Genomic DNA, 13,265 nt, shown 5'->3' with positions numbered 1-13,265 from the left:
AAATCATTGTGGAGCCCCGGTCCCGGCGAGGTCAACGCTCGAAGCTAACCTTGGCATCCTTTGTGATCCATGACCGGCTTCAATGGCTCTAGGACCCCCGCGGGGAACGGTTCCGCTAGGATGCTTCCATGGCGTCCACGAATCCTCCCGTCTCCACGGATCCCAATGAGCCCGGCGCCCCCGCCTTGGAGGATTTCCGCCCGGCCAAGGAGCTGTACCCCACCCTCGACCTCACCCGCGAGCCGGTGGATTTCGCCCTCTTCCAGGCCCTGCCCCTGGATTTGATGCTCAAACACCATTTCGTGCCGGTGCAGGAGCGGGACGGGGCCCTTTGGCTGGCGATGGCCGATCCCCTGGACATCCCCACCCAGGACATGCTCCGCCTCCGCCTGAAGCGGCCCCTCCGGTTCGCCGGCGCCCCCCAGGCCCAGATCCAGGAGGTCCTGAAGAAGTCCGAGAGCGGACAGAAGGTCATGGACGAGGCCGGCGAGGCCCTCAAGGTCCAGGTCCTGCACGAAGAGGACTGGGACGACGAGGTCCTCGACCTGGAGCGCCTCACGGACAAGGACGAGGCGCCCATCGTGCGGCTCGTGGACACCACGATCTTCAACGCCCTCCAGCGCCGCGCGTCCGACATCCACCTGGAAACCACGGCCACGGGCTTCCAGATCAAGTACCGCATCGACGGCAGCCTCTATCCCGCCGCCGAGCCCATCGACCGGCGCTTCGCCTCGCCCATCATCAGCCGCATCAAGGTGATGTCCGAGCTGGACATCGCCGAGAAGCGCAAGCCCCAGGACGGCCGCTTCAAGCTCAAGGTGCGGGGCCGCGCCATCGACTTCCGCGTGAGCATCATGCCCACCATCCACGGCGAGGACGCGGTCATCCGAATCCTCGACAAGGAGAACCTCACCGAGGAGTTCCAGGCCTTGACCCTCGAAATCCTGGGGTTCTCCGAGCACGAGCTGAAGCGGCTCCGCCGTTTCGCCCACGAGCCCTACGGCATGTTCCTGGTCACCGGGCCCACCGGCTCCGGCAAGACCACGACCCTCTACGCCGTGCTCAGCGAGATCAAGGCCCCCGAGGACAAGATCATCACCATCGAGGATCCGGTCGAATACCAGCTCGAAGGGGTCACCCAGATCCCGGTGAACGAGAAAAAGGGTCTCACCTTCGCCCTGGGGCTCCGCTCCATCCTCCGCCACGATCCCGACAAGATCCTCGTCGGCGAGATCCGCGATCCGGAGACGGCGCAGATCGCCATCCAGTCGGCCCTCACGGGCCACCTGGTGTTCACCACCGTCCACGCCAACAACGTCCTCGACGTGCTCGGCCGCTTCCAGCACATGGGCGTCGAGGTCTACAACTTCGTCTCGTCCCTCAACTGCATCCTGGCCCAGCGCCTGGTGCGCGTCCTCTGCCCCAAGTGCAAGCGGCCCTCCGCGCCTCCCAGCCCCCAGGAGCTGGTGGAGAACGGCGTGGACGAGGCCTGGCTGCGGGGCGCGACCCTGTTCGACCGGGTGGGCTGCGTGGACTGCCACGGGACGGGATTCCGGGGCCGGCAGGCCATCATCGAGTTCATGGGCCTCAACGACGAGATCCGCGAACTCCTGGTCCAGCGCGCGCCCGTGCGCGAGGTGAAGGCCGCCGCGCGCCGAGGCGGCATGCAGTTCCTCCGCGAGAGCGCGGTGGAGAAGGTGCGCCTGGGGATCACGACCTTTACCGAGATCAACAAGGTCACGTTCCGCGAAGGAAGCTGAGGCCGCCCCCGGAAATCAGGCGATCACGGCCTTCGGCCAATCGAAGATGAACGTGGTTCCCCGCTCCGGCGGGGCGCTCTCCACGCGGATCGTTCCGCCGAAGGACTCCACGGTCTTCTTGACGATGGCGAGGCCCATGCCGCTTCCCTCGACCTCGTCGCGGGGACGGAGGGTCTGGAACATCTGGAAGACGCGGTCATGGAATTCCGGCCGGATTCCGGGGCCGTCATCGCTCACCCGGAATTCCACCCGCTCGCCCATGTCCCGCGCCGTGACGGCGATGCGGCCGGTCTGCCCGTCGTGGTGCTTCAGCGCGTTGCTGAGGAGGTTCATGAAGACCTGCTCCAGGGGCCCGCGGGGCGTGGAGATGATCGGCATGCCGGGGGAGCCTTCCACTTTGAAGCCGGCCCGCGGCGCCAGATAGTCCCCGATTTCCGCAACCAGCCGGCCGGTGTCCAGCCTCTCGGCGGCGCTGTGCTTCCGGCCCACGCGAGAATACGTCAGCAGGCTCTCCAGCAGGCCGTCGAGACGATCGACCCGCGTCTGCAGCAGCCGGAGGTTCTCCTTCCGCTCCTCCGCGGACGGATTGTCCAGGTCCTCCGCGATCCATTCCGCCAGGTTGCGGATGCCGCGGAGCGGAGCCTTCAGGTCGTGGGAAGCCACATAGGCGAAGTTGTCCAGTTCCGCGTTGCTGCGCTCGAGGTCCCGCTGGCTCTCTTCCCTCGCCTGGTGGGCGGACTGCACGCGGGCGGCCATGTCGTTGAAAGCTTCGGCCACCCGGCCGATCTCGTCGTGGGAGGTGACCTCCACGTGCTGTCCCAGGTCGCCTTCCGACATGGCCGAGATGCCTCCCAGCAGGGCCACGACCGGCTGTTTGAGGCGGTTCACCGTGCGGGCCGCGGAGATCGCCAGCAGGACGACCGCCAGCAGACCGCCGCCGCCGACCACCAGAAGGAGGCGGTTGAGCCGCACCGCGAACGCGATTCGCCGTTCCGCCAGCAGGTGGGCCTCATGCTCGATGGCCGTCGCCCGCAACTGTCGGAATTCGTCCATCACCTGCTTGCCCTGCCCCTGCTTCACCAGGTCCCGGGCATCCGCCCAATCCCCTTTCCGGGCGAGGTCCAGGGTCCCCGCCATGATGGCGAGCCTCTCCTTGATCAGGGGTTCCATCCTCTGGAGGGCGTCCAGCACTTCTCCGCTCTTGGCCAGCGCCTTCGCCCGTGCGAAGCGGTCGCCGATGGAAGCGATGCCCGCGTTGTAGGGCTCCAGGTAATTTTCCTGGCCGGTCAGGAGATAGCCCCGCTGCCCGGTTTCGGCGTTGATCAGGTCCTCCCCCAGCCCCTGCAGTTCCCGCTCGACGGCCTGGGTATGCACCACGTCGGAGGCGGCCTCCGTGGCCGCCTCCAGATTCCAGTAGAGCGCTCCCACGAGGAAGGCGAGGAGAAGCGCCGCGACGGCGAAGAGCCGCCAAACGCCCCCCGCGACGGTGGCGGTAAAAAGGGCGAGGCGCCTCACGGCTCGGCTTCGGCGAACGCGAGGCCCGTGCTGCCCCGCTTGGCCCGATACATAGCCGCGTCCGCGGCCCGGAGCAGGGTCTCCGAAGCCGCACCGTGACCGGGAAAGAGAGCCGCTCCGATGCTGATTCCCACGCAGATCTCGTGCTCCTGATAGCGGACGGGACCTGAGGCGGCCTGCGCGATCAGGTGGCCCACGCGCGCCGCCGCGGAAACGTCGGCGGCGTCGATCAGCGCGGTGAACTCGTCCCCACCCAGGCGGTAGAAGAAGTCGTTGGCGCGCCCCAGGGACGCGAAACGGCGCCCCAGCTCCGCCAGCACCTCGTCTCCGGCCTCGTGCCCGTAGACGTCGTTGGCGTTCTTGAAGCGGTCGAGATCCATCACCATCACGCAAAAGCCCTGGCTGTGCCGTCGGCCGCCCGCGACCATGCTCGCGAGATCCCGCATGAACAGGCTGCGGTTGCCCAGCCCCGTCAGGCCGTCGTGAAGGGCGAGGTGCTCCAGCCGCGCCTCCGCCTGGGCGAGTTCCCACTGGAGGCGGAACCGCTCGATGGCCGTGGTCACGGTGTGGAAGAGGAGGTCCGGGCCCATCATCGACTTGGGAAGATAGTCCAGCGCCCCCCGCTTCATGGCCTCCACGGCCACCATCTCGTTGCCCTCGCCGGTGAGCATCACCACCGGCGCTTTCCCTTCCGTCCTCCCCTGCAGGTTCTTCAGGAGGTTCAGGCCGTCCTCGCCAGGCAGGTGGTAGTCGAGCAGGATGCAGTCGAAGCTGCGGGACGCCAGCAGGGCCAGCGCCTCGCGGCCCGTGGCCGCCTCGGCGATGCCGCCGGTCCACCCCGCCTGCGACAGGGCCCGATGCGCAGCGCGGCGGTCCACGCTGTCGTCATCGATGATCAGGATGTGGCAATTGGTCGGAATGGAACTCGTCATGGAACGTCCGGCAGCTCCACCACGCGCCAGTAGTGCTCGAGCATGGACACGGCATCCATGAAGCTGCGGCCCGGACTGTGCTTGAGGACGTACCCCGCCACGTTCCGGTCGTAGGCCCGAACGCGGTCCTCCTCGGCGGCGGAGGTCGTCATCACGAAGACGATGCAGCGGTGGAGCTCGGGATCCTTCCTCAGCTCGTCGAGGAATTCGAGCCCGCCCATCCGCGGCATGTTGAGGTCGAGCAGGACCACGATGGGCCGGGGCAGCGGCGACTGGCCGCCGGTTCCGCGCAGCATCTCCAGGGCTTCCAGTCCGTCTTTCGCCTCGTAAAGGGGATTGGCGATCTTGAGGTTCCGGAAGGCCCGTTTGACGGCCATCACGTCGACATCGTCATCCTCGACCAGCAAAATGTTGACGACAGCCATCGCGGTCCTCCCCACATTCTGTTCGCCCATTTTCGCCCTCCCAATAAATCCTGCGCTTCTCCTTCAAAACTCCAAAGGATAATGGCATTGTCCGAGAGGATATGAATTTATACAACTGAAATGGGTTGTTTTTGATAAAATAAAGATTTTTTTCATATTAAAAATACTACATGCCCATTATATTCACAGGCATTTTGCCGCTTTCAATATATGTCATGAAACCTAAATCAGGAGGCGGGCTCCACCGGCGCCAGAAACTCCCGCTCCAGGCTCTGAAGGCCCCGCAGGCGGGCGAAAGGCCCGGCTTCGGCAGCCAAGTGCCCGGGAGTCCCCAGCTGCACCGCCCGCCCCTCCTCCAGAACGAGCACCCGCCCGCAGGTTTCGGCGACGAACACGCGGTGCGTGGCGAGCACAAGGGTGGAGGTTCCCAGGAAGGACCGCAGGTTCTCGAGGATGCGGCTCTCGGTCTCGGCATCCACCGCCGACAGCGCGTCGTCCAGCAGCAGCAGCCGCGGCCGGCGGAGGAGGGCGCGCGCCAGGGCCGTGCGCTGCCGCTCCCCACCGCTCAGGGCCACGCCCCGTTCGCCCACCACGGTATCCAGCCCCTGGGGCAGGCGGCGGATCAGGTCGTCGAGGGCCACCACCCGCGCGATCTCCCAGATCTCCTCCTCGGAGGCATCGGGACGGCCCATGGCGAGGTTCATCCGGAGCGTGTCCGAGAAGAGGAAGGCCTCCTGGGGAACCCAGCCGAGGCCCGCCCAGTGCCGGCGCAGGTTGGCGTCCGTCAGCGGCTCGCTGTCCACGAGCATCCGCCCGGCCTGGGGTTCGCGGAGGCCCGCCAGGATCTGGAGCAGCAGGGTCTTGCCCGACCCGATCCCGCCCACCACCGCCAGGCTGTCGCCGGGCGCCAAATCCAGGGTCAGCGGTCCCACGCCGCGGCCCGTCTCGAACCGATGGGTCACCTCTTCCAGAGAGAGCGCCGTGGGCGTGGCCGGCAGCGCCCATGCCTCCACGGGAGGAAGCGGGGCTTCGGGGCTGTGGAGCAGCTGGTTCAGGCGTTCCTGGCCGGCCTTGGCCCGCTGGAAGAGGTTCACGGACCACCCCAGGCTCATCACCGGCCAGGCGAGGGCCGCGAGGAACCCCGTGAACGCCGTGAGATCGCCCAGGTTCAGCGCGCCGCGCACCACGAGGCGGCCGCCGTAGGCGACGAGCACCAGCGCGGACATGCCGCCGATGAAGGCGGACAGCGGCGCGTAGGCGCTGAAGATCACCGACTGCTTCATGCTGAGGGAGGCGTGGCGGCGGCTGAGCGCGCCGAACTGCGCCACGCGGGCCTCCTCCAGCCCGAAGGCCTGGACCACGCGCTCGCCGCTGATGGTCTCGTGGCTGAAGGTGGACAGCGCCGAGAACGCGAGTTGCAGCTTCTGCTGCACCGCGTGACTCCGCTTCCCGATGAAGTAGAACCCCAAAGCGAGAAGGGAGAAGGGCAGCATGACGGCCAGGGTCAACCGCCAGTTGGTGTGGAGCATCAGTCCCACCGTCACGGGGAGGATCGACAGCACCTGCAGAAAGCTCATCAGGCCCGGCCCCGTGGCCATCCGGACCGTGCCCACGTCGTCGCCCAGGCGCGACATGAGATCCCCCACCCGCTGCTGTTCGTAGAAGGCGAAGGGCCGGGACAGCAGGTGGAGATACAGGGACTCGCGCTGCTCCCGCTCCACGTCGCGGCTGAGGCCGATGAGGATGTTGCGCATGAGGTAGCGCCCGACGCCCGCCGCCGCGGTGAAGGCCAGCATCCACGCCAGGAAGACCCGCGAACCGTGCCAGTCGTGGCGCTCCAGCGCATGCACCGCCTTGCCCGACCAGTAGGGCACCACCGAAGCGGCCACGCTGCACCACACCGTCGCCACCAGGCCCGTGTACAGCGTGCGCCGGTGCCGGGCCAGCAGGGGCCACCACCAGAACGCCTTGGACTCCGAAAGATCCGCCACGGGGCCTCCGCCATTCAGAGTAGCAACACCCATCCTCGAAGGCGCCTTGGCAGAGGGGCCGGCCTCGCGCATCCTGGACGAAACCTCCGAGCCCATTCATGCGGAACCGCCTCGCCGCCCTGCTTTTCGCTCTCCTCGCAGCCTTCAGTCCGCCGAGTCTGCGCGCCCAGATGGTGGAGGAGTCCCTGCCCCAGGACCCCGGTCCCCTCGACTTCATCCGCGGCGACAGCTACGAGCAGTGGATCCTCCAGTCCCTCGCGGGAGACGCGCTGGTGGGCCTGGCGGCCGACGGGCGGACGGTCCCGCGCCTCGCCGCTTCCTGGAAGCTGCGGAAGGACGGCGCCCTCCTGTTCACCCTGCGGACCGACGCGCGGTTCCCTGACGGCAGTCCCGTGGCGCCAGAGGACGTGGTGTGGACCCTTCGCGAACTGCTGCGCCCCGGCGCCAGCCCCACCAAGCGGGCCATCCTCGAGGGCGCGGAAACCGGCGTGGAGGATGGGCGCGTGTGGCTCCGCTCGCCCCGGCCCCCGGCGCGCCTTCTGCTCGAGCTGGCGCGCATCCCCATCGCCCAGAGGAACCATCCCGACCGGGGCTCCGGTCCCTTCCTCTACCGCAAGGAGGCCGCGGCCTGGGTCTTCACGCGGCGGGAGCACTTCCTCAAGCCCCAGATCGAGGGGATCCGCTTCCGTCTCCTGCCCGATGCGAACGCGGTCCTCCAGGCGCTCCAAAAGAGCTGGCTCGCCATCGGCGCCCCGCCTCCCCGCCATCAGGGGGACCCACCGCCCACCCACCGCCTGTTGGTCCAGCCCATGCACGCCCAGTTGGTGGCGTGGAGCCGGACGGGAGCCGGCGCTCTCCTCCTGCTGGAGCGCTGGCGGAAGGACGCATTCCCGCCCCGCCTCCTGGGCCGCAACGCGAAGGCCAGCCGCGGCCTGTGGCCCGAGACGCTGGGCTTCGAGCCTCGCGCCATCGACCCGGGGGAGAACCGTCTTCAGCCGCCTCCGCCCGGAACGCCCTTGAAACTGCACTACGCCGCGGGCGAGGAATCCGTGGAGAAACTGCTGCTGGCCCTGCGGGAGCGCGCCCGGAGGGACGGCTACGACCTCCAGCTGATCCCGATGGAACAGGGCCTGCTTGTGGACCGGCTCCAGAAAGGGAACTTCGACCTGGCCTGCTCGGTGGTGGTCTTCGATCCCCATCCGTGGGCCGTGTTCGAGTACCTGGAATCCGGGGGACCCATGAACTTCACCGGCTGGCACCATCCCCGCTTCCGGGAGCTCGCAACGAAGGCGCAGCAGCCGGGGGACGCGGGCTGGCGCGGCCTCCAGGCCCTGTGGGCCGCGAATCCGGCCGCCCTGCCCCTCCTCGACTTCCACAGCGCCATCTGGGTGGACCGGCGCCTGATGGTGGAACCGGGGCCCCAGGGTCTCTACCTCTCCACGCCGGGGGCCGCGGGCTGGCGCTGGGCGCGATGAGGCGCCTGCCGACCCTGGCCGGAGGCTTCGCGGTGTGGGGCTTGGCGCTGGCCCTGGCCTGGGCCCTTCCCGGCGCCCTGTGGAAACCCGCCGCGCCTCCGCCCTTCCCTTTCCCGGCGCTGATCCCCGCCGGCTGGGCCCTGTTCGCTCTGGCTCTGGTCGCGCCCCTGGCGGCCTGGGTCGGGGGACCGGCCCTGGCCTCGGCGGCGCCCCTCGCGCTGCTGGAAGCGCCTCCGGACCTCCTCTGGGCGGGGCTCCTGCTCGCCCTCTGGCCCGCCGTATGGGGTCCGCCGGGGACGGGTGGGTGGCTCGCGGCCTTTCTCGTATCGGCCCTGCCCGGCGAGATCCGCTGGCTGTCCCAGGCCCTCCCCCCGGAATCGCCCTTTCCCGCCGCCTGGGGCCCGGCCGCCGTCCGGCGGGTGAGGTTCCTCGCCCTGCGGCGCCTGTGGGGCCGCTGGCTCGCGGCGCGTCTGCCGGTATGGCTGACGGCCACCCTCGTCCTGGAGCGGCTCCTGGGCGTGCCCGGGCTGGGCACCGACTGGCTGGCGAGGGTGACGGCGCGGGATCGGGCGGGCCTCGCCGCGTGGGTGGGAGCGCTGGCGCTCCTGTGGCTGGTGTCCCAGACCTCGCAATGGGAAACGCCGTGAAGGGACGCCTCCTCTTCCTCCTGGCGCTGTTCCTCCCCGAGCTGCCGCTCTCGCCTTTCGAGGGCGGCGCACCGCCCAGCCTCCGCCACCCGCTGGGGCTCGACGACCTCGGGCGCGACGGCCTGCTCCGCCTCCTTCTGGCCGGATCGCGGAGCCTGGGATTCGCCAGCGCCTGCGCGATCCTCGCCCTGGGGATCGCCCTCCTCCTGGCTTGGCGGGCGGATCGTTGGAAGAGCGTCCTGTCCGCCCTCCGCAGCGTGCCGCCCCTTCTCTTCCTCCTGCCCCTGGCCGCCGCGGCGGGCGGACTGGGACCGCCCGCCCTGTTCTGCGTGCTGGGGCTCCTCCTGGCGCCCCACCTCGAACCGCCCCTGCGGGCGCGGCTGGACGCCTTCCGTCACTCTCCCGCCTGGGCCGCAGAGCGCACCCTGGGCGCCTCTCCGATCTCCACCCTCCGCCGATGGAGCCCGTGGGGCTGGCAGCAGGCCGCGGCGCTATTCCCCAGCGCTTGGCTGGGCGCCCTGTGGGGAGAAGCGACCCTGTCCGCCCTGGGACTGGGTCCCGGCCCCCAGCACGACAGCCTGGGACGCCTCCTCGCCGAGGAGCTGCCCCGCCTCGCGACGGATCCGAGCCCGCTGGGCTGGGCTTCGTTGGCGGCGGTCCTCGGACTCGCGTGGCTCTCGGTTCGGCGCAGTGCGGGAACTACAGCTTCGCCTGCATGATCTCCAGCACTTCGGCGTCCACGCCGGTCATGCCGTTCCGCGCCAGGCGACCCAGGTGGAGGAGCGACGCGTCGCCATCGACGCCCACGATTCCGTCGGTGGCGGGAATCCCGAAATCGGCAAGGGCCAGGGACGCGGCGCGGAAGGCCGCCTCCACGCCCGTCATCGCCTTCATGGCGCACCCGATCTTGGCGCCGTCGCAGATCATGCCGGCCAGGTTGCCGACCATGGTGTTCACCGCCAAGTCCATCTGAGCGGGCGTCGCCCCTTCGAGCAGGAGGATGCCCAGCGCCACGCCGATTCCCGCGGCGTTGGCCGCACCGCACATCGCGGAGAGCGTTCCCAGGCGGTGAGTCGTCGCCGAGGTCGCCAGGCAGGCGAAGGCGAGGGCCTCGTCGATCCTCGCGGGATCGTGCCCGCCTTCCCGGCCCCACAGCGCGACGGGCACCGACACCGTGATCCCCTTGTTTCCCGATCCCGCCAGGGAGACCACCATGAGGGGCTCCCCGGACATCCGGGCCAGCACGCCGGCGCTCACCAGCCGCGACATCCGCCCGAGGCGGTCCGTTCCCGGCGACGGGACGAAGCCCGGCGGCAGAAGCCCCACGCCGTGCTCCGCCATGGCCAGGTTGGCCGCGGCGCCCTCCCGCAGCCGCCCGCGGTCCTCCGCGGTGAGGGACAGCGCCAGATCCCGCATCTCGGCCAGGCCCAGGGCGCCCACCGCAGCCCTGACGGAAGGCCGTTCGTCTCCCCGCGGCGCAGGCGTGCCGCCCACCTGGACTCCATCCGCCTCCAGCCGGGCCACGTGCGTGTGCTCCACCTCCAGCACCGCCCGGCCCGTTCCGCTTTCGCCTTCCACCGCGCAGTCGATGTAGAGGTCGGGCCGGGTGGCGTCCACCTCCACGCGCAGCAGCTTCCGCGCGACCAGGTCCTCCGCCGCGGCGAGCACCGCCGGCGTCACGTGCCCAAAGCAGGCCAGGCCGTGAGAAGAATCCGGAAGGCAGGCGCCCAGGGCGAGGGCCCACAGCACGCCGGTCCGGCCCCCGCTGTTGGGAATGCCTACCGCGTGGCAGTTCTTGTAGGTCCGCACGTCCAGGACCAGACGCACCTGGCGGATGGAACCCGAAGCCCGAGCGGCGGCGAGACTGGCCGCGTGGGCCACGGCGGCGGGTTCGGTGCAGCCCAGGGCGGGCTTCCATTCGGCGTCCAGGAACTCGGAAAAGCGCATGATCGGCCTCGTCCTCCATTCCATTCCCCGGACGGAAGGGCTTGGGTCACATCCAGGCCTCCGCTACCCTGGCCGCATGTCCATCCAAGCCGGCGCCCCGCTTCCCCCTTTCTCCCTCCAGGACGATCAGGGAGCGACCGTCACCGACAAGGATCTCCAGGGGCGGTGGACCGTCCTGTACGCCTATCCCAAGGACAGCACCCCGGGCTGCACCACCGAGGCCTGCGATTTCCGCGACAACCTGGCGCGGGTGCAGTCCCTCGGCGCCCAGGTCTACGGGATCAGCCGCGACAGCCTCAAGAGCCACCAGGCATTCATCGCCAAGCAGCAGCTCCCCTTCCGCCTGCTCTCCGATCCGGAACGCGCGCTCCTGCAGCCGCTGGGCGCGTTCGGGAAGAAGCTGATGTACGGGAAGGAAGTGGAAGGCATCATCCGCTCCACCTTCCTGGTGGATCCCAAGGGGATCGTCCGCCACGTCTGGCCCAAGGTCAGCGTGAAGGGCCACGTGGCGGAGGTGATGGAGGTTCTGGCGCGGTTGCAGAAGGCGTGAAGCCCTACCCCGCCATGATGTTAAAGCCGCCGTCCACGTAGAGCACCTGGCCGGTGATGCCGCGACCCATGTCGCTCATCAGGAACACGCCCGCGTCGCCCACTTCCAGCTGGTCCGTGTCCCGCTGGAGGGGCGTGTGGGAGCGGTGCTGCTTGAGCTTGCTGCCGATGCCGGGAATGGCCGACGCGGCCAGCGTCTTGATCGGACCCGCCGAAATGGCGTTCACCCGGATCCCCTGGGGACCGAGGTCGGCGGCCAGGTAGCGCACGCTGGCTTCCAGGGCGGCCTTGGCCACGCCCATCACGTTGTAGCCCGGCACCACCCGCTCGGAACCCAGGTAGCTGAGGGTCACGATGGCACCGCCCTCCGGCATCAGGGGCGCGGCGGCGTGGCTGACGGCGGCGAGCGAGTAGGCGCTGATGTCGTGGGCCACGCGGAAGTCCTCGCGGCTGGTCTCCACGAAGCGGCCTTCCAGCGCCTGACGGGGCGCGTAGGCGACGGCGTGCACCACGAAGTCGAGCTTGCCCCACTTCCGGCGGATCTCGTCGAAGGCCATCACGATCTGGCTGTCGCTCCCCACGTCCATGGGCAGGAGCAGGGGGTCTTCCAGTTCCGCCGCCAGTTCGCGGACGTTCTCTCCCAGCCGGTCGTTCTGGTAGGTCAAGCAGAGCTGGGCGCCCGCTTCCGCCGCCCTCTGGGCGATGCCCCAGGCGATGGAGCGCTTGTTCGCCACGCCGACGATGAGACCCCGCTTGCCCTCCAACAGCCCGCCCTTGGCGCTCATGCGATCTCCTTCAGAGTCGTGTGCAAACAATCGTGCAGCATAGCGCAACTCCGCATTTCCCGCTATACCCGGAGTCAAGAGCGGGACCTCGGCCCCCCGCGAGCTGGAACGGAGCGCGGATCCTCTCCATCCTGTCTTCACGCCTGGGGGTTCCCGTGCTTGCTGCTCCTGTTCCCGCGCTTCTTCTCCTCACCCAGACTTCCGCTCCCGTCTTCCGCGCGGATCTGGAGGCGGGCCGCTACCTCAAGGTGCTGGCGGCAGCGGAGAGCCGGCTGGGACAGAACGGAAACGACGCCGCGGCCTGGGCCGCCAAGTCCCAGGCGCTCTCCAGCCTCCTGCGGTTCGCGGAGGCCCGCGCCGCCGCCGACCGCGCCCTCGCGCTCCAGTCTGGATTGGCGGATGCCCTTCTGGCCCGCGGCCTCGCCCGGGCGGGAGAAGCCATCCGGCAGCGCGACCTGTCGAGCCTGCGGGGCGCCCTGGGCGCCATGGACGACCTCCGCGCCGCCACCGCCGCGGATCCCGGGCTGGCCCCCGCCTGGACGAGCCTGGGCCTGGCCTACGAAATGCTGCCCGGCCTGCTGGGGGGTTCCACCCGCCGCGCGCTGGAATGCGCCGACCGCCTCCGCCGCGTGGCGCCCGCCCGCGGGGATCTCCTCCAGGCCCTCATCCTCGTGGAGGAGGACAAGTGGCGCGAGGCCGAGCCCTATTTCGGCCGCGCCCTCGCCCAGGCTCCCCAGGATCCGGAAGTCGTGGCGCAGTGGCTGGACGCCCTCGACGGCCGCGCGGCCAAGAAAACGCTCGGCGAGGCGGGGAAGAACGCCCGCCTCCGGGCCGAAGCCGGCCGCCTGCTGCCCGGCATCCGCGGGCGCGGTCACGGGGTCGCCGCCGTCAGCGACGCCTACCTCCACGGGGGCCAGCCGGAGATGGCCTGGAAGGTCACCCAGGACCAGTTGGGGCAGGTGGACGCCCCCAGCCTCCTGCGGCTTCAGCTGGGCAAGGTCGCCGCGAGCAGTGGCCTACATCGCCCCGAAGGCCTCGCCGCCCTGGAGCAGGTCCTGCGGGAGCCCCTGGAAGGCGGCTCCGCCGGCTATCCCGGCGCCTGGTGGCGCAAGGGCCAGATCCTCCGCGACCTCGGCCGCAAGGACGAAGCCCGCGCCGCTGCACACGAAGCCCTCAAACTCGATCCCAAGCACCGGGGCGCGGCCGAGTTGATGGAAGCGCTGGGCGGGAATTGAACAT

At 69.6% G+C, this 13,265-nt stretch carries 12 protein-coding genes; 6 read left to right on the top strand and 6 right to left on the bottom strand.

The annotated features are described in order from the left end of the window. The first annotated feature begins 128 nt into the window (after positions 1-128). Complete coding sequence (locus RAH39_RS03760; protein WP_306591467.1) at positions 129-1,760, top strand: GspE/PulE family protein; 1,632 nt, start codon at positions 129-131, stop codon at positions 1,758-1,760. Between the two features lie 15 nt (positions 1,761-1,775). On the opposite strand, the gene RAH39_RS03755 is transcribed toward RAH39_RS03760, so the two are convergent. The 4 genes from RAH39_RS03755 to RAH39_RS03740 form a co-directional block, all read right to left on the bottom strand. After that, entirely contained in the window at positions 1,776-3,275 is a 1,500-nt protein-coding gene (locus RAH39_RS03755; RefSeq protein ID WP_306591466.1) for a sensor histidine kinase, read from the bottom strand. After that, positions 3,272-4,207, bottom strand: coding sequence for a diguanylate cyclase (locus tag RAH39_RS03750; protein WP_306591465.1), 936 nt, complete (start codon positions 4,205-4,207; stop codon positions 3,272-3,274). The genes RAH39_RS03755 and RAH39_RS03750 overlap by 4 nt, the downstream gene beginning before the upstream one ends. Further along, positions 4,204-4,632: a response regulator gene (locus RAH39_RS03745; RefSeq protein ID WP_306591464.1), complete on the bottom strand. Its 429-nt coding sequence runs from the start codon at positions 4,630-4,632 to the stop codon at positions 4,204-4,206. The genes RAH39_RS03750 and RAH39_RS03745 overlap by 4 nt, the downstream gene beginning before the upstream one ends. Positions 4,633-4,859: 227 nt before the next feature. Further along, entirely contained in the window at positions 4,860-6,623 is a 1,764-nt protein-coding gene (locus RAH39_RS03740) for an ABC transporter ATP-binding protein (RefSeq protein WP_306591463.1), read from the bottom strand. A gap of 98 nt (positions 6,624-6,721) precedes the next feature. Here RAH39_RS03740 and RAH39_RS03735 point away from each other — a divergent pair, with 98 nt between their 5' ends. From RAH39_RS03735 to RAH39_RS03725, 3 genes are read left to right on the top strand one after another with little or no spacing between them, the layout of a single operon-like run. After that, positions 6,722-8,098, top strand: coding sequence for an ABC transporter substrate-binding protein (locus tag RAH39_RS03735; RefSeq protein ID WP_306591462.1), 1,377 nt, complete (start codon positions 6,722-6,724; stop codon positions 8,096-8,098). Then, a complete protein-coding gene (locus RAH39_RS03730; RefSeq protein ID WP_306591461.1) occupies positions 8,095-8,745 on the top strand; it encodes a hypothetical protein in 651 nt (216 codons plus the stop codon). The genes RAH39_RS03735 and RAH39_RS03730 overlap by 4 nt, the downstream gene beginning before the upstream one ends. After that, entirely contained in the window at positions 8,742-9,464 is a 723-nt protein-coding gene (locus RAH39_RS03725; protein ID WP_306591460.1) for a hypothetical protein, read from the top strand. Before RAH39_RS03730 ends, RAH39_RS03725 begins: the two co-directional genes overlap by 4 nt. Here the strand turns inward: RAH39_RS03725 and RAH39_RS03720 are convergent. Next, on the bottom strand, positions 9,445-10,692 hold the full coding sequence (locus RAH39_RS03720; protein WP_306591459.1) for an L-serine ammonia-lyase, iron-sulfur-dependent, subunit alpha: 1,248 nt from the start codon (positions 10,690-10,692) through the stop codon (positions 9,445-9,447). The two genes, RAH39_RS03725 and RAH39_RS03720, sit on opposite strands and share 20 nt — an antisense overlap. A gap of 76 nt (positions 10,693-10,768) precedes the next feature. Here RAH39_RS03720 and RAH39_RS03715 point away from each other — a divergent pair, with 76 nt between their 5' ends. Beyond that, on the top strand, positions 10,769-11,242 hold the full coding sequence (locus tag RAH39_RS03715) for a peroxiredoxin (RefSeq protein ID WP_306591458.1): 474 nt from the start codon (positions 10,769-10,771) through the stop codon (positions 11,240-11,242). Positions 11,243-11,246: 4 nt separating this feature from the next. On the opposite strand, the gene RAH39_RS03710 is transcribed toward RAH39_RS03715, so the two are convergent. After that, positions 11,247-12,026 carry an enoyl-ACP reductase FabI gene (locus tag RAH39_RS03710; protein ID WP_306591457.1) on the bottom strand — a complete coding sequence of 260 codons (780 nt, stop codon included), beginning with the start codon at positions 12,024-12,026 and terminating at the stop codon, positions 11,247-11,249. Positions 12,027-12,181: 155 nt separating this feature from the next. Here RAH39_RS03710 and RAH39_RS03705 point away from each other — a divergent pair, with 155 nt between their 5' ends. Further along, positions 12,182-13,261 (top strand): tetratricopeptide repeat protein, encoded by a 1,080-nt coding sequence (locus RAH39_RS03705; protein WP_306591456.1) that lies wholly within the window; start codon positions 12,182-12,184, stop codon positions 13,259-13,261. Positions 13,262-13,265: the final 4 nt, after the last annotated feature.

This window comes from Geothrix sp. 21YS21S-4 (genome assembly GCF_030845995.1).
Classification (GTDB): Bacteria; Acidobacteriota; Holophagae; order Holophagales; family Holophagaceae; genus Geothrix.
This window is presented reverse-complemented; position numbering and strand designations above follow the sequence as displayed.